Source organism: Magnetospirillum moscoviense (genome assembly GCF_001650635.1).
GTDB lineage: Bacteria > Pseudomonadota > Alphaproteobacteria > Rhodospirillales > Magnetospirillaceae > Magnetospirillum > Magnetospirillum moscoviense.
This window is the reverse complement of sequence record NZ_LWQU01000043.1, coordinates 44,373-67,668: the sequence shown is the minus strand read 5'-3', so window position 1 is coordinate 67,668 and position 23,296 is coordinate 44,373. Positions and strand designations below refer to the sequence as shown.

At 65.9% G+C, this 23,296-nt stretch carries 20 protein-coding genes and 1 pseudogene; 11 read left to right on the top strand and 10 right to left on the bottom strand.

The features are described 5' to 3' along the window. Positions 1-157, top strand: a pseudogene (locus A6A05_RS21625) (IS4 family transposase); the annotation flags it as partial. 162 nt (positions 158-319) lie between these two features. On the opposite strand, the gene A6A05_RS22050 reads toward A6A05_RS21625, so the two are convergent. Together A6A05_RS22050 and A6A05_RS02655 are read right to left on the bottom strand one after the other, a co-directional pair. Next, entirely contained in the window at positions 320-3,814 is a 3,495-nt protein-coding gene (locus tag A6A05_RS22050; RefSeq protein ID WP_281193230.1) for a response regulator, read from the bottom strand. A 31-nt stretch (positions 3,815-3,845) separates the two neighbouring features. Continuing rightward, positions 3,846-4,757 carry a dihydrodipicolinate synthase family protein gene (locus tag A6A05_RS02655; RefSeq protein WP_068497188.1) on the bottom strand — a complete coding sequence of 304 codons (912 nt, stop codon included), beginning with the start codon at positions 4,755-4,757 and terminating at the stop codon, positions 3,846-3,848. Between the two features lie 65 nt (positions 4,758-4,822). Here A6A05_RS02655 and otnI point away from each other — a divergent pair, with 65 nt between their 5' ends. From otnI to A6A05_RS02615, 8 genes are all read left to right on the top strand, one after another. After that, positions 4,823-5,599: a 2-oxo-tetronate isomerase gene (gene otnI, locus A6A05_RS02650; protein WP_068497185.1), complete on the top strand. Its 777-nt coding sequence runs from the start codon at positions 4,823-4,825 to the stop codon at positions 5,597-5,599. Next, entirely contained in the window at positions 5,596-6,852 is a 1,257-nt protein-coding gene (locus A6A05_RS02645) for a glycerate kinase type-2 family protein (protein WP_068497183.1), read from the top strand. Before otnI ends, A6A05_RS02645 begins: the two co-directional genes overlap by 4 nt. After that, on the top strand, positions 6,849-7,769 hold the full coding sequence (locus A6A05_RS02640; protein ID WP_068497181.1) for an AEC family transporter: 921 nt from the start codon (positions 6,849-6,851) through the stop codon (positions 7,767-7,769). The genes A6A05_RS02645 and A6A05_RS02640 overlap by 4 nt, the downstream gene beginning before the upstream one ends. Positions 7,770-7,861: 92 nt before the next feature. Further along, positions 7,862-8,389 (top strand): universal stress protein, encoded by a 528-nt coding sequence (locus A6A05_RS02635; protein ID WP_082910639.1) that lies wholly within the window; start codon positions 7,862-7,864, stop codon positions 8,387-8,389. 13 nt (positions 8,390-8,402) lie between these two features. After that, complete coding sequence (locus A6A05_RS02630) at positions 8,403-8,666, top strand: hypothetical protein (protein ID WP_068497177.1); 264 nt, start codon at positions 8,403-8,405, stop codon at positions 8,664-8,666. Then, positions 8,663-9,706, top strand: coding sequence for a sulfite exporter TauE/SafE family protein (locus A6A05_RS02625; RefSeq protein WP_216635736.1), 1,044 nt, complete (start codon positions 8,663-8,665; stop codon positions 9,704-9,706). The genes A6A05_RS02630 and A6A05_RS02625 overlap by 4 nt, the downstream gene beginning before the upstream one ends. A gap of 19 nt (positions 9,707-9,725) precedes the next feature. Beyond that, entirely contained in the window at positions 9,726-10,583 is an 858-nt protein-coding gene (locus A6A05_RS02620) for a universal stress protein (RefSeq protein ID WP_068497173.1), read from the top strand. 147 nt (positions 10,584-10,730) lie between these two features. Then, positions 10,731-12,803: a putative bifunctional diguanylate cyclase/phosphodiesterase gene (locus A6A05_RS02615; protein WP_245644161.1), complete on the top strand. Its 2,073-nt coding sequence runs from the start codon at positions 10,731-10,733 to the stop codon at positions 12,801-12,803. Positions 12,804-12,927: 124 nt separating this feature from the next. On the opposite strand, the gene A6A05_RS02610 is transcribed toward A6A05_RS02615, so the two are convergent. Further along, a complete protein-coding gene (locus A6A05_RS02610) occupies positions 12,928-14,370 on the bottom strand; it encodes a DUF294 nucleotidyltransferase-like domain-containing protein (RefSeq protein WP_068497171.1) in 1,443 nt (480 codons plus the stop codon). A gap of 503 nt (positions 14,371-14,873) precedes the next feature. Between A6A05_RS02610 and A6A05_RS02605 the strand changes: the two genes are divergently transcribed. Both A6A05_RS02605 and A6A05_RS02600 read left to right on the top strand, forming a co-directional pair. Further along, positions 14,874-15,194 carry a DUF485 domain-containing protein gene (locus tag A6A05_RS02605; RefSeq protein WP_068497169.1) on the top strand — a complete coding sequence of 107 codons (321 nt, stop codon included), beginning with the start codon at positions 14,874-14,876 and terminating at the stop codon, positions 15,192-15,194. Next, positions 15,194-16,873 carry a cation acetate symporter gene (locus tag A6A05_RS02600; RefSeq protein WP_068497167.1) on the top strand — a complete coding sequence of 560 codons (1,680 nt, stop codon included), beginning with the start codon at positions 15,194-15,196 and terminating at the stop codon, positions 16,871-16,873. Before A6A05_RS02605 ends, A6A05_RS02600 begins: the two co-directional genes overlap by 1 nt. An 84-nt stretch (positions 16,874-16,957) precedes the next feature. Here the strand turns inward: A6A05_RS02600 and A6A05_RS02595 are convergent, their stop codons facing one another. The 7 genes from A6A05_RS02595 to A6A05_RS02565 all read right to left on the bottom strand — a co-directional run bounded on the left by A6A05_RS02595 (position 16,958) and on the right by A6A05_RS02565 (position 23,294). Then, entirely contained in the window at positions 16,958-17,722 is a 765-nt protein-coding gene (locus A6A05_RS02595; RefSeq protein WP_245644160.1) for an alpha/beta fold hydrolase, read from the bottom strand. A gap of 114 nt (positions 17,723-17,836) precedes the next feature. Beyond that, entirely contained in the window at positions 17,837-19,423 is a 1,587-nt protein-coding gene (locus A6A05_RS02590; protein WP_068497164.1) for a benzoate-CoA ligase family protein, read from the bottom strand. A 61-nt stretch (positions 19,424-19,484) separates the two neighbouring features. Further along, positions 19,485-19,952 (bottom strand): 4-hydroxylaminobenzoate lyase, encoded by a 468-nt coding sequence (locus A6A05_RS02585; RefSeq protein WP_068497162.1) that lies wholly within the window; start codon positions 19,950-19,952, stop codon positions 19,485-19,487. Positions 19,953-19,955: 3 nt separating this feature from the next. After that, the gene (locus tag A6A05_RS02580; RefSeq protein ID WP_068497160.1) at positions 19,956-20,657 is read right to left on the bottom strand and encodes an ABC transporter ATP-binding protein; all 702 of its coding nucleotides are present in this window, start codon (positions 20,655-20,657) and stop codon (positions 19,956-19,958) included. A 2-nt stretch (positions 20,658-20,659) separates the two neighbouring features. After that, positions 20,660-21,442, bottom strand: a complete 783-nt coding sequence (locus A6A05_RS02575; protein WP_068497158.1) for an ABC transporter ATP-binding protein — start codon at positions 21,440-21,442, stop codon at positions 20,660-20,662. Next, the gene (locus tag A6A05_RS02570) at positions 21,439-22,437 is read right to left on the bottom strand and encodes a branched-chain amino acid ABC transporter permease (RefSeq protein ID WP_068497155.1); all 999 of its coding nucleotides are present in this window, start codon (positions 22,435-22,437) and stop codon (positions 21,439-21,441) included. Before A6A05_RS02570 ends, A6A05_RS02575 begins: the two co-directional genes overlap by 4 nt. Beyond that, positions 22,434-23,294 (bottom strand): branched-chain amino acid ABC transporter permease, encoded by an 861-nt coding sequence (locus A6A05_RS02565; protein WP_068497153.1) that lies wholly within the window; start codon positions 23,292-23,294, stop codon positions 22,434-22,436. Before A6A05_RS02565 ends, A6A05_RS02570 begins: the two co-directional genes overlap by 4 nt. Between the last annotated feature and the right edge of the window lie 2 nt (positions 23,295-23,296).

Sequence of the window (23,296 nt, the reverse complement as noted above, 5' to 3'; positions counted from 1 at the left end):
GCTGCGCCTGGCCCAGACGGCCCAGAAATTGGTCCAAAGCCCGCTTGCCTTTGCCCGTCTGGTCCGCGCCAACCTCATGCACCTGCGCCGCATCGACCGCCTAATCGGAGACGACCGCAGCCCCAGGGGCGCTCCCAATCAGATGGTGTTGCTATGAGCCCGAAAATTAAACCGGACAGCAGTGGGCTTAAGCCGGCCATCCACGCGGCTCCGCCTATCCAATTGTTTCCAATGACTTTTGCGACCCGACGCGTGGACCCTCGGGTCAAGCCCGAGGGTGACGAGAGAAAAACTCGATTCCACTAAACTCGGACAGACCCTAAAGCGCGGCGATCGCCGCGGCGGCTTCCTCGAAGGCGGATTGCAGGGCCGGCAGCAGCGCCTCGGCCACTTCGCCGTCGTCGCGCCCGCAGGCGGCTTCGATTTCGGCGCACAGCCGCCCGAAGCGGAAGCAGCCCGCCGAATTCCCCGCCCCCTTGGCCGAATGGGCCGCCTCCTGCGCCGCTTCGATGTCGGCACGGCCCAGGGATTCGTCGATCTCGACGACCAGCGGCCGGGTGCTATCGACGAACAAAGCCAGCAATTCCTTGGCGTCGTCGGTGAGGCTGCCGAAAATCGCTCGCATCGGCGCCAGGTCCAGAACCGGCGGGCGCGCCTCCTCGACATGGGCCTGCGACGGCGGCGCCCCCGAGGCGCTTGCCTCGGTGGACACCCGTCGGCGCAGGGCGGCCGCCGCCGGCAGCAATTTGCGGACGGTGGCGTCCAGTTGCGCCAGATCGATCGGCTTGGCCAGGAAAGCGTCCATGCCGCTGTCGTGGCAGCGCTTGGCGGTTCCGGCCAGGGCGTCGGCGGTCAACGCCACGATCGGCATACGGTTCAGGGTTTCCTTTTCCCACGCCCGCACCCGCTCGGTCAGGGCATAACCGTCCATCTCGGGCATGTGGCAGTCGGTCAGCAACAGTCCGTAATCGCGGATCTGCATGCGGTCCCAGGCCTCGCGGCCGTCGCCGACGATGTCGATGGCATAGCCCAGCCGTTCCATCAGGCGGCGGATCACCACCTGGTTGGTGGGATTGTCCTCGGCCACCAGGATCAGCGCGCCGGCCGCCGCCGCTTCCTCGAAGCTGGGCGGGTGGTAGGCCGAGGCCAGAACGGCGCGATCCTCGTCGATGTCGTCGAGCATGGTGCGACCGGCGGCGGCGGCCACCGTGCGCCACAGGGTGCGCCGGCGCACCGGCTTGGGCAGTGCGGCGAACAGCCCGGCCTCGCGGGCATTCGAGGACGCCGAGGAATAGACCGAGTGGGCGGCGACCATCACCACCTTGGTCGCGGTCTGAGGACCGGCGGCGGCCAGCAGGGCACGGGCCACCGACAGGCGCAGTTTGAAGTCCTGTGCCCCATCCATCACCACGACGTCATAGCTCCATCCGGCCAGGGCGGCGGCGCGCACCGCCGCCAACGCCCCGTCGGTCGAGGCCACCACCGCCACCTGGGCGCCCAGATGGCCGAGATATTGGCGCATCGCCTCGGCGGCCAGCGGCCCCTCGGCCAGCACCAGCACCGCCACGCCGGCCAGGTCGGGGCCGGGTTCGGCGTCGGGGGCGACGATCTCCAAGGGCACGCTGAACCAGAACACCGAACCTTCGCCGACCTTGCTGTCGACGCCGATCTCGCCGCCCATCATCGCCACCAGACGGCGGCAGATCGACAGGCCCAGGCCGGTGCCGCCATAGCGTCGGGCGATGGAGGCATCGGCCTGGGCGAAGGGTTCGAACAAGCGGGCCTGCTGCTCGCCGTCCAGCCCGATGCCGGTATCCTTGACGGTGAAGCGCACGAAACCGGCCCGGCCGGGATCGATCTCGACGCCCAGGCGGACGCAGCCGCGATCGGTGAACTTGATGGCGTTGCCGGCCAGGTTGGTGATGATCTGGCGCAACCGCACCGGATCGCCGCGCAGATGCCCGGGCAGCATGGGATCGACGAAGGAAATCAGCCCGATGCCCTTCTCGACGGCGCGCGGCGCCAGCAGCTCGGCCACCCCTTCGACGATGTCCACCAGGGACAGATCGACGTTTTCCAGCTGCAGCTTGCCGGACTCGATCTTCGAGAAGTCCAGGATATCGTTGATGATGGTCAGCAACGCGGTGGCCGAATCGCGGATGATGCGGGCCATCTCGCGCTGTTCCGGCGGCAGCGGCATTTCCTCCAGCAACTGCGCCATGGTCAACACGCCATTCATCGGCGTCCTGATCTCGTGGCTCATGGTGGCGAGGAACAGGCTTTTCGCCTGGCTGGCGTCCTCGGCGGTCCGCTTGGCCTCGGCCAGGGCCTGTTCCTGTTCCTTGCGCTTGGTGATGTCGGTGGTCGAGACGCACACCGCCGGCTCGCCGTCCATGATGATGGCCGCCGCCGACATCATCGCCCACAAATCCTCGCCGTCGGCGCCCTTCATCCGGCTTTCGTAATCGGCCAGGAAGCCCTGGCGCGACACCAGATCGACGATGCGGTCGCGGTCGGTGGGGTCGGCGTAGAATTCGGCGGTGGTCATGCCGATCGCCTGCTCGGCCGGCGGGCCGTACAGTTCGCTCCAGCGTGGGTTGACGTACAAGATGGTGTTGTCGGACGTCCGACTGATGGCCAGCGCCAATGGCGAGGTGTCGAGGATGGTGCGCATGCGCCGCTCGGATTCCTTCAAGGCATCCGAGGATTCGCGCAGCTTGGTCAGCGCATCGCGGAAGATCGCCAACTCGCCGGCCATGTCGGAGATCTCGTCATTGCCGTCGGCGACGACCTTGGTGGCGATGTCGCCTTCCGAGATGCGGTGCATCGCCTGGGCCAGCGAGGCCAAGCGGTTGACGATGTTGCGGGCCAGGTACAGCCAGACGAACAGCAAGGCGCCGACCACGGTGATGACGGCGATGACCGCCATGAAACGGCGCCCCTCGGTCAGGGCCTGGTGGGCGCGCCGGCTGTTATCGGAGGCTTCGGCCTCGGCGGCGGCCACCAGCCGGCCGATGGCCGAGGCGGTGCGGGCGACCAGATCGCGGCCTTCCTCGTTGGCGGCGGCCAAGCGGGTCTCGGCGATCAGACGGCGCACGTTCAGTTCGAACACGTTGTCCGGACCGCTGCCGAACGAGACGGTACGCCGCCCCAGTTCGCGCATCGCGGTGTCGCCCGCGCTATCCATCAGCAGCACCAGCCGGCGGGCCTGTTCCTCATAGCCGCGGCGGGCGTCGGCGACCTTGTCCAGGCTCGCCGCGTTGGCGCCGGCCCGCAATTGGTCGGCGGCGGCCACCACCTGCTCGGCCATGGGGTCACGGGTGCGGTGCAGCAACCTGGCGTGCAGATCGACGCTCAGGCGGTCGACCTCGGCCGCCAGGTTCAGGCTGCGGCTTTGCAGTACCAGGCGATGTTCGACCATGGCATTGCGGTTGGTCATGTTGTCGCCGATGCCGGTCATCAGCGCGCGCAATTCCTCGAGCTGGGTGCGATCGACGCCCGATCCCTCGAGATTTTCGATCAATCCGCGCAGGCGTTCGGTCTGCTGCTGCAGGGCGATGAAGGCGCCTTGGCGCTGGAACTGGCTTCGCGAGGCATCGAGTGACGGCGCCGAGGCGGCCAGCCGGGCGGTCGCTTCGGACAATTTCAAGGCGGTGGTCACTCGCGGCAGGTTTTCGCCGGTCACCGCCGCCAGCAGGCGGCCGATTTCGTTATAGCCGGCCCAGGCGATGATGCCGGCCAGCAGGGTCATGGCGCTGACGGTGCCGATGGCCACCAGCAACTTGGCCCGAATTCCAAAACGCCACCGCTGCACGAACGAAGCCCCTCTCCGGATGAGCGCCAGTTTAGACTTTGAACCCGGCCTTATCCAGCCGCTTGACCAGTTGGTCCTCGGCCTCGAGCGACAGGTCCAACAGCGGCGGACGGGTCAGGCGCCAGGTCTGGTCGCCGCTGGCCCGAGCCACCAGCGCCTTCAAGGCAGCGATCAGCGGAAAATCCTGGGTGGCGACGCGAAAGGCGGTCAGCGCCTCTTGCAGGCCGGCCGCTCCCGGCTCGCGCCAGTTTCTAAACAGCTCGACCATCGCCGCGCCATTGACGTTGGCGTTGGCGGAAATGCAGCCGGCGCCGCCGGCCTTCAGCACGTCCAGCATCACCGCCTCGGTGCCGGTGAAGACGTCGAAGCCGGGGAAGGCCTTGATCATTGCCTGCATGTTGGCCAACTCGCCCGAACTGTCCTTGATGCCGGCGACGGTGCCGGGATAGGCCTTCAGCAGGCGCTCGATCAGGGCCAGCGACAGCGGCACCTGGCTTTGGCGCGGGAAGTGGTACAGATAGACCCGCAAGGCCTTCGAGCCGACCCGCTGGATCACCTCGGAAAAGGCGCGGAACAGGCCGTCGTCGGACACCCCTTTGTAATAGAAGGGCGGCAGCATCAGCACGCCGCCGCAGCCCAGCTTGACCGCGTGGGCCGACAGGCGCGCCGTCTCGATGATCGAGCAGGTGCCGGTGCCGGGCATGACGCGGCCCATGTCGGTGCCGTCGGCGGCCAGCGCGTCCAGCAGCGCCAGCTTCTCGCCGGCTTCCAGCGAGTTGCCCTCGCTGGTGGTGCCGAACGGGGCCAGGCCGATGTCCAACTGGCGCAGAACCCGGCAAAATGCCACGAAGCGTTTGGAGTCGGATGCCAGCTTCCGGTCGAACGGGGTCAGCACGGGAGCGAGAATTCCGGTGATGCGATCCGATTTGGTCGACACAGCCATTGCCCGCGCGCTCCTTCCAAGGCACCATCGTTGCAGGTCGACACCTTAGCTGATTTGCACCGCCCATGCCCAGACTCGCCGCCAATCTTTCTCTGCTGTTCACGGAAGAGGCCTTCCTGGACCGTTTCGCCCTGGCCGCGCAGGCGGGCTTCAAGGCGGTCGAGGTCCGCTTTCCCTATGACGTGCCGGCCGCCGCCATCCGCGAGCGCCTGGATGCCACCGGACTGCAGATGGTGCTGTTCAACCTTCCGGCCGGCGACTGGGACAAGTCCGAACGCGGGCTGGCCTGCCTGCCCGGCCGCGAGGACGAATTCCGCCAGGGCGTCACCCAGGCGCTGGACCTGGCCGAACTATGGGGCGTCAAGCAGCTGAATTGCCTTCTTGGCATCGCGCCGCCGACCGGGCACCGCTCGGTGCGCGAGACCCTGGTCGCCAATCTCAGCCATGCCGCCGAGGCGGCCTCCCATCGCGGCATCACCATCCTGGTCGAGCCGCTGAACAGCCACGAGAATCCCGGCTATTACCTGTCGCGCACCCGTCAGGCGATCGAGATTCTGGACGATGTCGGCTTGGGCAATCTGAAGCTGTTGTACGACGTCTATCACCAGCAATTGTCCGAGGGCGATCTGGCCCGCACCCTCGAGAAATACCTGGCACGCATCGGCCATATCCAGATCGCCTGCCCGCCGCTCCGCAGCCAGCCCGGCACCGGCGAGGTCGATATCGCCTGGCTGCTGGGGCACCTGGACCGCCTGGGCTATGACGGCTGGGTCGGCTGCGAATACACCCCCCAGGGCACCACCATCGAAAGCCTGGGCTGGGCCAAGGCCTGGTTGGCATGAGCCCGGCCGCCCTGCTGCGCGAGATGTTCGCGCAAGCAGTGGCGACGGCCTTGCCGGCGCGATCCTTGCCCGACTTTCTGCCGGCGCCGCCCCAGGGCCGCACCGTCGTCATCGGTGCCGGCAAGGCGGCGGCCAGCATGGCCCAAGTGGTCGAGGCCCATTGGCCCGGCCCGCTGACCGGCCTGGTGGTCACCCGCACCGGCCACGGCGCGGCCTGCTCGCGCATCCGCGTGGTCGAGGCCGGCCACCCCCTGCCCGATGCCGACGGACTGGCGGCCGCCGCCGCCATCTTCGACATGGTCGGCGGACTGACCGCCGACGATCTGGTGCTGTTCCTGGCCTCGGGCGGCGGTTCGGCCCTGCTGGCACTGCCGGCGCCCGGCATCAGCCTGGCCGACAAGCGTGCCGTCGGCGCCGCCCTGCTGGGATCGGGGGCAGCGATCGCCGACATCAATTGCGTGCGCAAGCACCTGTCTTCCATCAAGGGCGGCAGGCTGGCCGCCGCCGCCTTCCCCGCCCGCTTCGTCACCCTGGCCATTTCCGACGTACCGGGCGACGACCCCAGCACCATCGCCTCGGGACCGGGAATCGCCGACCCTACCAGCTTCGCCGACGCTCGCGCCGTCTTGGATCGCCGGGCGATCAAGGCCCCCGACGCGGTGCGCCGCCACCTGGCCGACGCCCACGACGAGACACCGAAGCCCGGTGACCCGCGCCTGGCCCGGGCCGAGACATTCATCGTCGCCACGCCCTTGGCATCTCTGCTGGCCGCCGCCCGATGGGCGGAAGGCCAGGGCCTTCGGACCCTGGTGCTGGGCGATTCCATCGAAGGCGAGGCGCGCGAGGTGGCCAAGGTCATGGCCGGCATCGCCCTGTCGGCCCGCCGCCACGGCCAGCCCTTGGCGCCGCCGCTGGCCATCCTGTCGGGCGGCGAGACCACGGTGACGGTGCGCGGCAGCGGCCGGGGCGGCCGCAACGCCGAATTCCTGCTGGCCCTGGCCCTGGCGCTGGACGGCGCCCCGGACATCCATGCCATCGCCTGCGACACCGACGGCATCGACGGGTCCGAGGACAATGCCGGCGCCATCCTAACCCCCGACAGCCTGACCCGGGCGCGGGCCCTGGGCCTGGACCCGGCCGCCCGGCTGGACGACAACGATGCCTATGGTTTCTTCGCCGCCCTGAATGATCTGGTGGTGACCGGGCCGACCCGGACCAACGTCAACGATTTCCGGGCGATCCTGATCAGATGACCGGCGCCGAGACCCTGCTGGCGGTGAAGTTGATCCCGCTTTATCTGCTGGTGGCCATCGGCTTCCTGCTGGGCCGCTTCCTGGACGTCAACGCCCGCGAGATCGGCAAGCTGGCCCTGTTCGTGCTGTCGCCGGCGGTGGTGTTCAAGGGCTTCTATAACGCCCGGCTGGATGCGGCCATGGCCGTCTTGCCGCTTGCGGTGTGCGCCCTGGCCTGCCTGGCCGCCTGGGTGGCGCTGCCCTTGGCGGCAAGGCGGTGGAACGACGGGCGCGAGCGTATCGCCGCCTTCACCGCCGCCACCGGCAATACCGGCTTTTTCGGCATTCCCGCCTGCCTGGCCCTGATCGGGCCGGACAGCCTGGCCTATGTGGTGCTGGTGTCGTTCGGCGCCACCGCCTACGAGAATTCCGTCGGCTTCTTCGTCGTCGCCCGCTCGGAATCCGGGGTCATGGGCGCGCTGATCCGGGTGGCGAAATATCCCGGCCTGCATGCCTGCTGGCTGGGCGTCGCCCTGAATTTGGGCGGCGTCACCCTGCCGGCCTACGTGCCGCAAACGGTGGACCTGCTGGCCGGCGGGTTTTCTGCCGTCGGCATGATGATCGTCGGGCTGGGCCTGGCCGGCATCCGCCGCTTCCGCGTCGATTGGGGCTTCCTCGCCTTCGCCTTCGCCTGGAAGTTCGCCGTCTGGCCGGCCGCCGCCCTGGCCTTCGTCGCCCTGGACCGGGCCTGGCTGCAAGCTTTCCCGCCGGTCGCCCATCAGGTGCTGGTGGTCGAAAGCCTGGTGCCCATGGCCGCCGTCACCGTGGTCCACGCCACGCTGCAGGGCATCCATCCCGACCGCGCCGCCGTTGCCGTCGCGCTCAGCACCCTGTTCGCCCTGGTGTGGCTGCCGGTGGTGTTTTCTGCCTGGGGGTGAACACATTCCATTTGGCAAGTAAATAAAATGATAATATAAGCATTGATGAATTAATCGGACGCCGGCAAACGGCGCCGCCAGGGAGGACATGGATGGACGCCGATCTCCGTGACGGAGGCGCGCGCCAGCCTGCATCAGCGTCGGGAAGGACCATCTTGCTGGTGGTCGATGAATCCCGTCTGAGCCGGATGCGCGCACCGCTTCGCTTTGCCTGCCGGCGCGCCCGCGCCACCGGCAGCCGCCTGGCCCTGGTGGGGGTCTACGAACCGCCGCGGGGCGAATATGCCTGGCTGTCGGCGGCCCAGGCCATCCGTGGCGAGGCCAAGACCGATTTCGGCACCGCCCTGGCCCAATTGGCCGAGAACGCCGCCGGCTGCACCGGCGAGGCGCCGATGGTGCTGCTGCGCGAGGGCGACCCGGCCCAAGAGGTCTGTGCCCTGATCGATGCCGACCCCGGCATCTGCAACGTCATCGTCGGGCTGGATGTTCGCCCGTCGGCGATGGGCGGGCCGCCGCCCTCGGCCACCGCCCTGTTGAACAGCCATTGCAACCGTCTTCGGGTCCCGGTCACCGTCGTTCCCCGGCACATGACCGATTCCGAAGTCGATATGATCAGCTGACGGAGCGCCAGCCATGTCGACCATCACCTCGCGGCTGACGCCCCAGACCCTGCGCACCCTGGCCTTGGGGGCGCTAAGCCTGGCCCTTTACATCCTGCTGTTTTCCTACGAGGCCGAAGTGCTGGCGGCCAGCACCGGCGGCGGTTGGGCCTTCGTGGTGCCGATCGTCATCGCCTTCGTGTTTTCGTTCGTGCACGGCGCCTTCACCAGCGGTTTCTGGGACATGCTGGGACTGAAGGCCAAGACCCGCAAGGAGCCCAAGCGATGGAGCAAATGACCCAATTCATCGCCCTGGACCTGGCGGGGATGGCCGGCCTGTTCATGGTCGGCTTCGTCGGCGGCATGGTGTCGGGCTTCATCGGCTCGGGCGGTGCCTTCGTGCTGACCCCGGCGATGATGAGCATGGGCGTGCCCGGCATCGTCGCCGTGGCCAGCAACATGTGCCACAAATTCCCCAAGGCCCTGGTCGGCGCCTATAAGCGGGCCAAGTTCGGCCAGGTCGATGTCAAGCTGGGCCTGATCATGGGCTGCTCGGCCGAGGCCGGCGTGCTAGTCGGCGCCCAGGTGCAGCAAAACATCAAGCAGGCCTTTGGCGATGTCGGCTCGAACCTTTACGTCAGCGTGGTGTTCGTCGTCACCCTGGCCATCGTCGGCACCTATGTCCTGAAGGACGCCATCCGCATCTACCGTTCGGGCAACACCAAGGCCGAGGAAACCGTCGGTCCGCTGGCCATGAAGGTGCGCTCGATCAACATTCCCGGCACCATGGTCTATTTCAAATCCATCGACGCCAAGGTGTCGTTCCTGATCACCCTGCCGATGGGCTTCGCCACCGGTCTGCTGGCGGCCACCATCGCCGTCGGCGGCTTCATCGGCGTGCCGTCGATGATGTATGTGCTGGGCGTGCCCAGCCTGATCGCCTCGGCCACCGAGCTGGTGATCGCCTTCGTCATGGGCCTGGGCGGCACCGTCAAATTCGCCCTGGGCGGCTTCGTCGATGTCCGTCTGGCGATGATCATCCTGGCCGGCTCGCTGTTCGGCATCCAGGTCGGCGCCATCGGCACCACCTATGTCCGGCCTTACATGATCAAGCTGGTGATGGGCATGATCATGGTCACCGTGCTGTTCAGCCGGCTGTTCGTGATCCCGGTCTATATGGCCCAGCTGGGCATGATCGAGGCGATCGCCGAGCCGACCATCGCGCTGTTGAAGACCATCAGTTTCTGGATCATGGTATTCGCCTTGGTCCTGGGCGCCGTCATCATCCTGAAGGCCTTGTGGAGCGGCATGCGCGAAGCGGCGGCACAGCCGGCGTGACCGGCGAACGGAGGGTACAATGAGCCAAGCGAGCACTCAGCTTTCCCCCACCGGCCGCTTCGAGAAGGTGATGGTGGCGTCCGACGGCTCGGAATTCTCGGCCGGTGCCGAGCGGGTCGCCATCGCCATGGCCAAGAAGGGCGGCGCCCATCTGACCATCATGAGCGCGGTGATTTCCAGCCCCGAGCTGGACGACATGGGCCCCGACGTCGTCGCGCAAGCCGAGGCCGCTGCCGAAGCCAATCTGAACCGCATCGAGGCGGCGGCCCTGGCTGCCGGAATCGAATGCACCAAGGTTCTGCGCTACGGCGACGACCCTTACCGCGAGATCTTGGCGGAATCCGAGGATTCCAACATCGACGCCATCATCATCGGCCGGCGGGGCAAGCGCGGCCTTGCCCGGCTGATGCTGGGCGACGCCACCGCCAAGGTGGTCGGCAACGCCAAGTGCAGCGTCATGGTGGTGCCCAAGGCCGCCGAAATGTGGACCAGGCGCGTGTTGCTGGCCACCGACGGCTCGCGCTCGTCGGATGCGGCGGCCATGGCGGCTGCCCGCATCGCCCATTGCTGTGCTACCCCGATCACCATCTTGTCGGTCGAGGTCCCCCATCATTCCCCCGAGCGTCAGGCCGAGGCCCGCAAGGTCGTCGATCGCGTCCTGGCCTTCTATCAGGCCGAGGGATTGGACGCCGAAGGATTGGTCGGGCGCGGCCTGCCCGATCAGGTCATCGCCCAGACCATGCAGGACAAGGGCTGCGACCTGGTGGTGATGGGCAGCCACGGCCGCACCGGCCTGGGCCGGCTGCTGCTGGGCAGCAATTCGGAACGGGTCATCGGCCAGGCCACCTGCCCGGTCCTGTGCGTGCGCGGCGCCTGACAAAGCCATCGCCAGATTGCCGCGTTTATCACCAAACCGGTGATCATGACCGCAAACCAGCATCTCGCGCTTGCAATGCAGGACCGGAAAGTGGCATTCCTGTGGACTAGGGTGGAGACTGTATAAACTGGGACCAGGGCCACCATCTTGGGTGCCGTCGAAACGATCGCTCACCCCCTTGATCAATACCGTTCGCTCTTCGAGAACGCGGTCGAGGGGATTTATCGCACCACCCCCGATGGCCGCTATCTGGCGGCCAATCCCGCCCTGGCGCGCATCTACGGCTATGACAGCCCGGGCGAGTTGATCGCCGGCCTGACCGACATCGCCCGCCATCTTTACGTCAATCCCGCCGACCGCGACCGTTTCAAGGAACAATTGGGCACGACCTCGGTGGTCAAGGCCTTCGAGGCCCAGGTCTACCGCAAGGACGGCTCGGTCATCTGGATTTCCGAGAACGCCCGCGCGGTGCGTGACCCGGGCGGCGCCATCGTGTGCTATGAGGGCACGGTTCAGGACATCACCGAACGCAAGCTGGCCGAGGACCGCCTGCGCCTGGCGGCGGCGGTGTTCGAGAATGTCGGCGAGGTGATCGTGGTGACCGACCGCGACCATGTGGTCCAGGCGGTCAACCCAGCGTTCGAGCGCATGACCGGCTTTGCCGCCGAAGGCGTGGTCGGCCAGCGTTTCCGCATTCTGGCGCAAGAGATCAACGATGCCGACATGGTGCGCGACGCCTGGGATACCGCCATGTCCGGGGCCATCTGGCAGGGCGAGCTGTGGGCCAGGCGGTCCGACGGCGACGTGTTTCCGGCGGCGGTGGCGCTGACCGGCATCGCCGATGAATCCGGCCAGGTCGGCAGTTTCGTCATGCTGTGCCGCGACATCACCCGCAGGAAGCAGGACGAGGAACGCATCCGCTACCACGCCAGCCACGACACCCTGACCCGGCTGGCCAACCGCCACACCGTGCTGGAATCCTTGAAGGATTCGATCCTGCGCGCCGACCGCGCCGGCACCCGGCTGGCGCTGTTGTTCCTGGACGTCAACCGCTTCAAGGACATCAACGATTCCTTCGGCCACGCCGCCGGCGACGAATTGCTGCGCCAGGTGGCGCGGCGCCTGAAGGGCTGCGTGCGGGCCACCGACATCATCGGCCGACTGGGCGGCGACGAATTCGTGGTGGCGCTGCCCGACCTGAAGGAACACCATTCGGCGCTCAATTGCGTCGACAAGATCCTTTACGCCTTCTCGGAGCCGTTCGCCCTGGACGAGGCCCGCGAGATCTATTGCTCGACCAGCATCGGCGTCGCCATCTACCCCGAGGATTCCGACAGCGCCGAGGGCCTGCTGACCTGCGCCGACGCCGCCATGTACCACGCCAAGTCGGGCGGCATGTCCTACCGCTTCTACGATGCCGAGATGAACCGCCAGGCGGTCGATCGCATCAATCTCGAGATCGACCTGCGCCGCGCCGTCGCCGAGGGCCAGTTCCGCCTGCACTATCAGCCCAAGATCGACAGCGTTTCCGGCCGCATCGTCGGCGCCGAGGCGTTGATCCGCTGGTCGCATCCCGAGCGTGGCCCGGTCAGCCCAGCCCTGTTCATCCCGGTGGCCGAACGGGCCGGCCTGGTCGGCGCCATCGGCGACTGGGCCCTGACCGAAGCCTGCCGCCAGATGCGGGCCTGGACCGAGGCCGGGCTGGATTTCGGCTGCGTGTCGGTCAATCTGTCGCCGGCCCAGTTCCATGACGCCCGCCTGAAGACCAAGGTCGAGCAGGCGCTGGCCGACAACCACCTGCCCGCCAGCGCGCTGGAACTGGAAATCACCGAAACCATGATGGCCACCGAGGTCGATCGCGCCATCACCATCCTGTCCGACCTGGGCCAGATGGGCGTGCGCATCTCGATCGACGATTTCGGCACCGGCTATTCGTCGCTGGCCTATCTGAAGCTGTTCCCGGTGCACGCGTTGAAGATCGACCGCGCCTTCGTGCGCGAATTGCCGGGCAACAGCAAGGACGGCGCCATCGTCGCCTCGGTGGTGGCGCTGGCCACCAATCTGGGCTTCGAATTGATCGCGGAAGGGGTCGAGACCGTCGCGCAGGCCGATTACCTGCGCGCACGCGGGGTCGGCACCATGCAGGGCTTCCTGTACAGCCCGGCGATCGATGCCGAATCCTTCGGCCGGGCCTTGAGCGGGGAAAAGTCCCTCGGCTGAGCCTCGGTGTACTTTTCCCCGGGAAAGTGAAAAATAGGCGCAGGGCCGCCCCAAGCCTAATTTTTCTCCGTTTAAATTCTCGGGGAAAAGTACACCGAGCGAAGCGAGGGACTTTTCCCCGCCCTTAGCCGCCGCCGACGCCGCAGATGTATTTCAGGGTCTTCAGGCGCTTGAACGCCCAGCGCAGCCTTTCGCGCAAGCGCTTGGGCAAGCGCTTGGGATCGACCTTGGCCGAGGCCGGGATGCCCGCCGCCAAATCGGCCAGTTGCTGCTCCAGCATGATGCGAAAGGCGATCTCGCGGATTTCCAGCAGGTCGCGCCAATCGTCCTCGTGCAGCAGGTCCTGGTCCTTCAGCGCGGTATAGCGTTCGTCGGTGCCGGTGGCCAGAACATGGGCGCGGATGGCGCGAAAGCGTGCCGCCGACACCAGCGGCAGCAAGGCGAACTTCTTGACGTTCAGACGGCCCTGCTTGGTGATGAAGCCGCCGAACAGGCCGGTGGCGACATCCATCTTGGCGACGTGCTGGGCCAGATACTGCATGAAGAAGCCCGATTGCGACGCCTTCTCGATGGCGTAGACCCGCAATTCCTCGGCCAGGTCGCGGTCGCCCCACACCGGCTGGAAATCGAAGAAGATGTCGCAATACATCACGGTCTGGTTCTCGACCGAATAGACCCAGGAGTGGACCTCGTCCTTCCATTCCTCGAGGCTTTTCCGCCATTTCGGCTCGCGCGCCATGACCCCGCCGTCGCACAACGGAATGCCGGCCAGGTTCAACATCTCGTTGACGCGCTTGCCCAGCTCGGCGAACCACACGTCGTCGGCGGTGCTGCCGCGATGGACGATGGCGTTGTCCTGGTCGAACACCAACAGGCTTTCGCCGCGACCGCCCGAACCCAGCACCAGCATGGCATAGGCGGCCGGCGCCGCGCCCCATCCATCCTCGGCCATACTGGCCTCGGCCAGTTCGGTGGCCCGCGCCGTCAGGTCGCGCACCACCAGCGAAATCACCGAACCGATATTGCGGGCCGACACACCCTCGGCCAGCAGCGACCGGGCCAGACCGGGCAACGCCGCCATGGCGGCCCGCATGTCGTCGGCGCCCTTGGCCTCGTGCACCGAATCGCCGATGGCCAGGGCATCGGTGGCCCGGACCTTCAACAGGGCGCGGCCGGTGATCATGCCGATCGGGCGGTTGACTTCATCGACCACCACCAGATGGCGCAAGCCCAGCCGGTTCATCTTGGCCAGCGCCACATAGACGAAGGCGTCGCCGGGGACCGCCGCCACCGGGCGGGTCATCACCGCGCCCAGGCTGGCATCCATTCCGGCCATTCCTTGACCGGACAGGATGCGCAACAGGTCGCGCTCGGTCAGGATCCCCAGGCAGCGGCCGCGATCATCGACGGCGACGATCGACGACACCTTGGCCTGGTACATCGCCTTGACCGCCTGTTCCAAACTCATGGTTTCGGAACCGGTCAAGACAGGGGTACTCATCACCTCGCGCAGACGGTGCTGATACGGGAAACTGTCGATTCTCGCCAGGGCGCCAATGTCATTCATGGAAGTTCACCATAATGGCGGTTTCTAGCGGCGCAACCGATAAATTGCACGGTCGAAGTCATCCCCCACCCCATTCCGCCCCACCCAAAAGTGTCGAAAGAGAAGACACAGGGCCGTGTATTGCCATGCAACATGGAAAAAAACCAGTAACAAAATTGTGCCGCAAGTGCCTACTGCCCATCAACTAAACACAACCGTAACGAAAACACCATTTACTTCGAACGCTCTTATATTTCGTAACGGATGAAAACTTTCATGACGGAAAGGTGTCCTTCTTTTGCACTGCAGAAACACGCGTATGCTGTTGACGTCAATGTGCACCAATGCTAATGACGTCTAATGCCCCGCGCAAGCTGGGGGGATATGCCGTGGACGCATAGGTCCGCCATGCCCCTTTGGCCGGCGATGCGGGAAAAAGATGGTTCGAGCCGGCACCAAGACCGGCGACCAAAACGACAAGCCGTCGGCCTCGGCCAAGGCGGCACAAATTGTGGAGGGTCAAAGTGAAACAAGCCCAACATTGCCAAGTCACCCATGACAAGATCACGGCCAATCCGAAGTTCCAGGAACTGGTGAAGAAGCGCACCGCGTTCTCCTGGACCCTGTCGGTGGTCATGCTGGCCATCTATTTCGGCTTCATCCTGCTGATCGCCTATGGCAAGTCGTTCCTCGGACAGTCGCTGTCCGGCGGCGTCACCACCGTCGGTTTCCCGATCGGCGTCGGCGTCATCCTGTCGGCGATCGCGCTGACCGGTATCTATGTCCGTCGCGCCAACACCGAGTTCGACGAACTGAACCGCCAGATCCTCGAGGAAGCCCGCTAATGAATTACAAGAAGCTCGCTCTCGCGGCCCTTCTCGCTGTCTGCGGGACCCTGGCCGCTACCGCCGCTTTCGCCGCCGGTGCCGATCTCGGCAACGCGCAAAAGCAGGAAACCAACTGGCACGCGATCGTCATGTTCGTGATCTTCGTGGGCATCACCCTGGGCATCACCTACTGGGCCGCCAAGAAGAACAAGACCGCTGCCGACTTCTACGCCGCCGGTGGCGGCATCACCGGCTTCCAGAACGGTCTGGCCATCGCCGGCGACTATATGTCGGCCGCCTCGTTCCTGGGTATTTCCGCCCTGGTGTACGGCTCGGGCTTTGACGGCCTGATCTTCTCGGTGGGCTGGCTGGTCGGTTGGCCGATCATCCTGTTCCTGATCGCCGAACGCCTGCGCAACCTCGGCAAGTACACCTTCGCCGACGTGGCGTCCTATCGTCTGGCCCAGGGCCCGGTCCGTATCTTCTCGGCCACCGGCGCCCTGATCGTCGTGATCTTCTACCTGATCGGCCAGATGGTCGGTGCGGGTCAGTTGATCAAGCTGCTGTTCGGTCTGGACTACCTGATGGCGGTGATCGTCGTCGGCGCGCTGATGATGGTCTACGTGACCTTCGGCGGCATGACCGCCACCACCTGGGTGCAGATCATCAAGGCCTGCATGCTGCTGGGTGGTGCTACCTTCATCGCTCTGGGCGTGCTGTCGAACTTCGGCTTCTCGTTCGAGGCTCTGTTCACCAAGGCCGTGGAAGTTCACCCGAAGAAGGGCGCCATCATGGCCCCGGGCTCGCTGGTGACCAACCCGGTTGACGCCATCTCGCTGGGTCTGACCCTGATGTTCGGCACCGCTGGTCTGCCGCACATCCTGATGCGCTTCTTCACCGTGCCGAATGCCAAGGAAGCCCGTAAGTCGGTCTTCTACGCCACCGGCTTCATCGGTTACTTCTACATCCTGACCTTCATCATCGGCTTCGGCGCCATCACCATGGTGCTGACCAACCCGGAATACATCATCACCGCCGGCAAGCTGGATCTGAAGGGCGGCAACAACATGGCCGCGGTGTGGCTGGCCCACGCCATCGGCGGCAACCTGTTCCTGGGCTTCATCTCGGCGGTCGCGTTCGCCACCATCCTCGCGGTGGTGTCGGGTCTGACCCTGGCTGGCGCCTCGGCCATCTCGCACGACCTTTATGCGTCGGTGTTCGCCCGTGGCAGGTCCACGGAAGGCACCGAAGTCATGGTGTCGAAGTTCGCCTCGCTGGGCCTCGGCGTCATCGCCGTGATCCTGGGCGTGATCTTCGAGAAGCAGAACGTCGCGTTCATCGTCGCCCTGACCTTCTCCATCGCCGCGTCCGCCACCTTCCCGGTGCTGGTCATGTCGATGTTCTCGAAGTCGCTGACCACCCGTGGCGCCGTCATCGGCGGTTACATCGGTCTGGTCGGCTCGGTCGGTTGCGTGATCCTGTCGAAGGTGGTTTGGGTTTCGAGCTTCGGCTTCAAGGACCCGATCTTCCCGTTCGTGTACCCGACCCTGTTCACCATGCCCGCCGCCTTCCTGGCCTGCTACGTGTTCTCCATCATGGACAACAGCGAGCGTGGTCAGAAGGAGCGTGCCGCTTACCCGGCGCAGGCCATCCGGTCCGAGACCGGCCTGGGTGCCGAGGGTGCCGCCGCCCACTAAGGGCAGCGACGCTCCAATCAATCTTCGAAGAAAACTTGGCCGCCGGCTTGTCCGGCGGCCTTTTTCGTTTGTGGAATGGGGGGATCAGCGCAGGAAGGCGCCGATGGCGGCCAGCACCGCACCGGGCTGATCGCGATGCGGCGAATGACCGCAATCGGGCAGCAGCAAGGTGGCGGCCCCGCCCGGCACCGCACCCCGGATGGCATCGACCTGCAAGATGGTGCCGTATTCGTCGTCCTGGCCCTGGATCACCAGCACCGGCACCCCGACGGCGGGCAGGAAGCCGCGAATATCCCAATGGACGAAATCGGGGGCCAGCCAGGAATCGTTCCAGCCCCAAAAGGCGCAATCGGTATTGGCGCCGTGATGGCGCTGCAATCTGTCCCGTAGGTCGCTGTTCAGATAGGCCTCACGCGCGGCCCGGATGCTGGTCAGGCAGATGGGTTCGACGAAGGTGTGGGGCGCCATCACCACCACCTTTTCGACCCGCGTCCCGGCGCTGCTGCCGGCATGAACCAGGGCGATCGAGGCGCCGTCCGAATGGCCGACCAGCACCACCCGGTCCAGGCCGGCGGCATCGAGCAGACGGGGCAGGACGTCCCTGCCCTCGCGCTGCATGTAATCCAGCGGTCGCGGCAGATCGACCGGGTCCGAGCGGCCATAGCCGGCCCGGCTGAAGGCCAGGACCGGGTGACCGGTTACGGCGGCCAGTTGGTCGGGAAAGTCCCGCCACAGCGACACCGAGCCCAGCCCCTCGTGCAGCAGCACCAGGGTCGGGCGGGCCGGATCGCCCCCGATGCGGCGGGTTTCCAGGGAAACGCCGCCGACATTCAAAACGTCGGCACCCATTTCAGCCATCCCGCCCCCGCGTCATTCCCGCGAAGGCGGGAATCCATGCATGACACGGATTCCAGGCTTCGACGTGGACTCCCGCCTTCGCGGGAGTGACGGAAACTCAGGCAATCACTTGGTCCTCAGCTTGAACCTTTGGATCTTGCCGGTGGCGGTCTTGGGCAGGGTCTCGACGAACTCGATCCAGCGCGGATACTTATAGGGCGCCAGCCGGGCCTTGACGAAGGCCTGCAATTCCTCGACCAGCGCCTCGCCGCCGTTCAGGCCCGATTGCAGCACCACGAAGGCCTTGGGCTTGATCAGCCCCTCGCCGTCGGGGAAACCGACCACAGCGGCTTCCAGCACCTTCTCGTTGGCGATCAGGGCGGCTTCCACCTCGAACGGCGACACCCAGATGCCGCCGACCTTCAGCATGTCGTCGCCGCGCCCGGCATAGCGGTAATAGCCCTCGTCATCGACATAGTACTTGTCGCCGGTATGGGTCCAGGCACCGCGGAAGGTGGCCATGCTCTTTTCGCGCTGGTTCCAATAGGCGACCGCCGCGCTGGGGCCATTGACCACCAGTTCGCCCATCTCGCCCTGGGGCACCTCGCGGCCGTCATCGCCGACGATCTTCATGGCGTAGCCGGGCACCGGCTTGCCCGAGGTGCCGTAGCGCACCTCGCCATGGCGGTTGGACAGGAAGATATGCAGCATCTCGGTACTGCCCAGCCCGTCCAGGATCTCGGCGCCGAAGCGTTCCTGCCAGCGCTTGCCGACGTCTTCCGGCAACGCCTCGCCGGCGGATACGCAGGCCCGCATGCGCAAAGACGCGGTTTCGCGGCGGTTCGAAGGATCGGCCAGGATGGTGCCGTACAAGGTCGGCACGCCGAAGAACAGGGTCGGCTGATGGTCCTTCAAGATGGCCATCACCGATTCCGGCGTCGGCCGGTCGGCCAGCAGGATGGTGGTGGCGCCCACATGCAGCGGGAAGGTCATGCCGTTGCCCAGGCCGTAGGCGAAGAACAGCTTGGCGGCCGAGAAGCACAGATCGTCCTCGCGGATGCCCAGCACGCCGTCTCCGTAGAAATGGGCGGTGGCGGCCAGATCGCGCTGCAGGTGCACCGCGCCCTTGGGCGCCCCGGTCGAGCCCGACGAATAAAGCCAGAAGGCGACGTCGTCGCTGGTGGTGGGCGCGGGTTCCAGATGGGCGCCGGCCTTGGCGGTCAGGTCCGACAGCAGCACATGGCCGTGGGCATCGGCGCCCGACACCACCACCTGCTTCAGGAACGGCAGATCGGCCAGGATCGGCGTCACCTTGTCCAGCAGGGCTTCCGACACCACCAGCACGCGGGCGCGGCTGTCGGCCAGCATATAGCCGTAATCCTTGGTGGTCAGCAGGGTGTTCAAGGGGATCGGCACGATGCCGGCCTTGATGGCGCCCCAGAACACCGCCGGGAAGTCGATGGTGTCCAGCATGATCATGGCGATGCGGTTTTCCATCTCCAGACCCAGGCCCCGCAAGGCGTTGCCGGCGCGGTTGACCCGCCCGGCCAGGTCGGAATAGGAGTGCGTGCCGCCGACATCGATATAGGCGGCCTTGGCGCCTCGGCCCTCGGCCAGGTGGCGGTCGATGAAATGGGTGGCGGCGTTATAGGCGCGCGGCAGTTCCAGCGGCTTCGGCTCGGTCACGACGTGCGACGCGGTGGCGTTGGTCATCTCGGATGTTCCCTCTCCCATGAGGGCGTGGCGGCCGTTCTTCGTTGGTTTTGCGGTCGTCTCACGCGCCAGTGAACTGAATTGCCCCCTGCGGCAGCAGGTAAAGAACGATGGCCATGCCGCCGGCGATGGTCGGCCGATGGCCCGAACCCGGGCCATGGACCAGCCAGCCGCGGCCATGGCCGTCGAAGGTGGCGGCTTCGTCCACCGGCACGATCATGTCGATCTCGCCGGTGGGGTGAATGTGGTGCGGCCCGGCCAGATCGCCATAGGCGACCACGTCGACCGAGAATTCGAAGGTGGCCGCAGACGGCTTGGCCGGACGCGAAAAACGGATGCCGCCAGCTTCCTTGCCGCAGAAATCCCCGGCATCGATGCCCTCGGCCAGGCAGGCGGCGATGGCGGCGAAATCGGGGCCGTCGCCGGGGAAGCGCCGGTTCAGTTCAGCCATCAGGGCGGTATCGACATCCTTGCCGGCACAGAACTCGGCGATCGGGGCGATCAGGCTGATCAGGTCCGGTACGCTCATGGTCTACAGTCCGATATGGCGTTTCAGGATTTCGGGATCGTCCTTCAGGGCCTGCGGCCCGCCGTCATAAACGATGCGGCCCTTGACCAGGATGACATGGCGTTCGGCCAGGCCCAGCAGCACATGGACGTTCTTGTCGACGATGATGCTGGCGATGCCGCTGTCCTTGATGGTGCGGATGGTGTGCCAGATCTCGCGGCGGATCAGCGGCGCCAGGCCTTCGGTGGCCTCGTCCAGGATCAACAGGTCGGGATTGGTCATCAGGGCGCGACCGATGGACAGCATCTGCTGCTCGCCGCCCGACAGGTGGTTGCCCATGTTGTCCAGCCGCTCGGCCAGGCGCGGGAAGGTGTCCAGCACGCGCTCATAGGTCCAGTCGCGCCGGCCCCCGATGCCCGGGCGCGCCGCCATCACCAGATTTTCCCGGACATTCAGGTTGGGGAAGATGCCGCGCCCTTCCGGGACATAGGCGATGCCCTTGCGCATGATGGCGTGGGTCTGGGCCCCGGTCATGTCGGTGCCCGCGATGGTGACACTGCCCTGCTTGGGGCTGACCAGCCCCAGGATCGATTTCAGCAGGGTCGATTTACCCATGCCATTGCGGCCCATCAGGGCCACCGTCTCGCCCTTGGCGACGGAAAAATCCACGCCATGCAGGATGTGGCTGTTGCCGTAGAAGGTGTGGATGCCCTTGGCGACGATCATGGTCAATAGGCCTCCGCCCCGTCACCGAGATAGGCGTCCTGCACCGCCTGCGAGGCGCGCACCACGTCGACCGGGCCACTTTCCAGCAGCGTGCCGTTGACCATCACCGTCAAGGTGTGGGCCAGGCTGAACACCGCATCCATGTCGTGCTCGACCAGGACCAGGGTGTACTGGGCGGCCAGCCCCTTGAGAAGGGTGACCATCCGCTCGCTTTCTTCCCGGCCCATACCGGCCAGCGGCTCGTCCAGCACCAGCACGTCGGGGCCGGTGGCCAGCACCATGGCGATTTCCAACTGGCGTTGCTCGCCATAGGACATGGTGCCGGCGACCCGGCCCGAACGCGCCGCCAGCCCGGCCAGCTCCATCGCCCGTTCGGCACGGGCATTGACGTCGGCCAGGGCGCGGGCCGGACGGAAGAAGCGCATCGAGCTTGACAGCCGCGACTGCGCCGCCAGGCGGCAATTCTCGAACACCGTAAAGGTCGGGAAGATGTTGGTCTTCTGATAGCTGCGCCCGATGCCCAGCCGGCTGATGCGATGCGCCGGCAGGCTGGTGATGTCGCGACCGCGAAACAGCACCTGCCCGCCCGAGGCCGGCAGATGCCCGGTCAGCAGGTTGACGAAGGTGCTTTTGCCGGCGCCGTTGGGACCGATCACCGCGTGGGGCTCGCCCTCGCGCACCACGATCGACACCGAATTGACCGCCACCAGGCCGCCGAACGCCTTGGTCAGCTCGCGGGTTTCCAGAACGATGGAGGATTCGGGGGAGGATTTGGGGGCGCTCATGCCTCGTCCTCCGGCTCGGGCGCCGGCTTGGCGCCCAATTGCAGCAGCAGCCCGGCCAGCCCCTTGGGCAGCAGCAACACCACGGCGATGACGAACAGGCCCATCGGCAGCAGCCAATGCTCGGTCATGCCCTCGAAGCCCATCCGGGCCAGTTCCAGCACGAAGGCGCCCAAGGCCGGGCCAAAGATGGTGCCCATGCCGCCCAGGATCACCATCACCAGGGCGGTGCCCGACTGGTGCCACGACAGCATCGCCGGATTGACGAAGCCGTATTGGGCGGCGCCCAGGAAGCCGGCCAGGCCAGCGATGGTGGCGCCGATGACGAAGGCCACCAGCTTGTAATGGTCGGGATTGAAGCCCAGGCCCTTGACCCGGCTCTCGTTGACGCCGATGGCCTGGACCACCCGGCCGAACGGCGAGGCCAGCAGCACCTTCAACAGCAGATAGGCGCCGATGAACAGGCCGAAAACCAGGTAATAGAACACCAGCTTGTTTTCCAGGTTCATCAGGCTGATGCCGGCGATCTCGACCGCCGGCATGACGTAGATGTAGGCGCCATCCGATCCGCCGGCCAGGCGCGAATCATTGAAGAAGTAGAAGCCCATCTGCCCGAAGGCCAGGGTGATCATGATGAACGAGATGCCGGTGGTGCGGATCGAAAGCGCGCCGATGATGGCCGCCACTGCGGCCACAATTGCCAAGGCGGCCGGCAGGACGATCCAGATGTTGGCCGCCTCGTATTCGGGCGACAGGATCGCCAGCATATAGCCGCCCAGGCCGAAAAAGGCGGCATGGCCCAGGCTGACCATGCCGGCGATGCCGACCAACAGGTCCAGGCTCATGGCCATGATGGCCAGGATCATGATGCCGGTGATCTTTTGCATCAGGAAGGCGTGCTTGGCCGGAAACAGCCAGGCGCCATACAGCGGATAGGCCGCCAGCAGGACCACCAGGGCCAGAAGCGCAATGGCGACGGGGCGAGGCAGCCGGCTCATGCGAACAGCCCCTTGGGCTTCCACAGCAGCACCGCCGCCATCACCGCATAGACCGAGAAGCTGGCGAAGTCGGGCACCAGCACCCGGCCGAAGGTGTCGGCCAGGCCGATCAGGATGGCGCCCAGAAAGGCACCCTTGACCGAGCCGACGCCGCCGATCACCACCACCACGAAACACAAGATCAGCACGGAATCACCCATGCCGGGATAGACCGAACTGACCGGGGCGGCGATGGCGCCGGCCAGGCCGGCCAGGGCGGCGCCGATGGCGAAGACCAGCCCGAATAGCAGTTTGACGTTGATGCCCAGGGCCTGGACCATCTCGCGGTTGCTTGCCCCGGCCCGGACCCACATGCCGAAGCGAGTCTTGGCGATCACCCACCACATGCCCAGCGCCACGACGGCGCAGACGGCGGAAATGACCAGGCGATAGATGGGATAGGACAAATTGTCGGTCAGCGGAAACGACCAATTCAGCACCGCCGGCATAGCGACGGCATGGACATCCGAGCCCCAGATCAGCTTCTGCGCCTCGTTGAACACCAAGATCAGGCCATAGGTCAGCAGGACCTGATCCAGATGGTCGCGCTTGTAAAGGGCACGCACCAGCAGCGTTTCGATGCCAAAGCCGACCAGAGCGGCAATGGGCAGCGACAAGACCAAAGCCGCCAGCAGCGAGCCGGTCTTCAAGGCCAGCCAATAGGCGGTATAGGCGCCCAGCATGTAGAACGAACCATGGGCCAGGTTGATGATGCCCATGATCCCGAAGATCAGGGTCAGTCCGCTGGCCACCAGGAACAGCAGCAATCCGTACTGGACCCCGTTCAGCGCCTGGATCAGGAAGAACCAAACATCCATAT

Excerpts from the sequence above, each read along its gene's own strand:
- A6A05_RS02580 (WP_068497160.1), bottom strand. The coding sequence starts at position 20,657 with ATGATCGTCGCCAAGGGCATCCACACCTTCTACGGCAACAGCCACATC.
- A6A05_RS02625 (WP_216635736.1), top strand. The coding sequence starts at position 8,663 with ATGACCCAATTCATCGCCCTGGACCTGGCGGGGATGGCCGGCCTGTTC.
- A6A05_RS02595 (WP_245644160.1), bottom strand. The coding sequence starts at position 17,722 with ATGGGTGCCGACGTTTTGAATGTCGGCGGCGTTTCCCTGGAAACCCGC.
- A6A05_RS02640 (WP_068497181.1), top strand. The coding sequence starts at position 6,849 with ATGACCGGCGCCGAGACCCTGCTGGCGGTGAAGTTGATCCCGCTTTAT.
- A6A05_RS02600 (WP_068497167.1), top strand. The coding sequence starts at position 15,194 with ATGAATTACAAGAAGCTCGCTCTCGCGGCCCTTCTCGCTGTCTGCGGG.
- A6A05_RS02590 (WP_068497164.1), bottom strand. The coding sequence starts at position 19,423 with ATGACCAACGCCACCGCGTCGCACGTCGTGACCGAGCCGAAGCCGCTG.
- A6A05_RS02655 (WP_068497188.1), bottom strand. The coding sequence starts at position 4,757 with ATGGCTGTGTCGACCAAATCGGATCGCATCACCGGAATTCTCGCTCCC.
- A6A05_RS02585 (WP_068497162.1), bottom strand. The coding sequence starts at position 19,952 with ATGAGCGTACCGGACCTGATCAGCCTGATCGCCCCGATCGCCGAGTTC.
- otnI (WP_068497185.1), top strand. The coding sequence starts at position 4,823 with ATGCCCAGACTCGCCGCCAATCTTTCTCTGCTGTTCACGGAAGAGGCC.
- A6A05_RS02610 (WP_068497171.1), bottom strand. The coding sequence starts at position 14,370 with ATGAATGACATTGGCGCCCTGGCGAGAATCGACAGTTTCCCGTATCAG.
- A6A05_RS02620 (WP_068497173.1), top strand. The coding sequence starts at position 9,726 with ATGAGCCAAGCGAGCACTCAGCTTTCCCCCACCGGCCGCTTCGAGAAG.
- A6A05_RS02565 (WP_068497153.1), bottom strand. The coding sequence starts at position 23,294 with ATGGATGTTTGGTTCTTCCTGATCCAGGCGCTGAACGGGGTCCAGTAC.
- A6A05_RS02630 (WP_068497177.1), top strand. The coding sequence starts at position 8,403 with ATGTCGACCATCACCTCGCGGCTGACGCCCCAGACCCTGCGCACCCTG.
- A6A05_RS02575 (WP_068497158.1), bottom strand. The coding sequence starts at position 21,442 with ATGAGCGCCCCCAAATCCTCCCCCGAATCCTCCATCGTTCTGGAAACC.
- A6A05_RS02645 (WP_068497183.1), top strand. The coding sequence starts at position 5,596 with ATGAGCCCGGCCGCCCTGCTGCGCGAGATGTTCGCGCAAGCAGTGGCG.
- A6A05_RS02635 (WP_082910639.1), top strand. The coding sequence starts at position 7,862 with ATGGACGCCGATCTCCGTGACGGAGGCGCGCGCCAGCCTGCATCAGCG.
- A6A05_RS02570 (WP_068497155.1), bottom strand. The coding sequence starts at position 22,437 with ATGAGCCGGCTGCCTCGCCCCGTCGCCATTGCGCTTCTGGCCCTGGTG.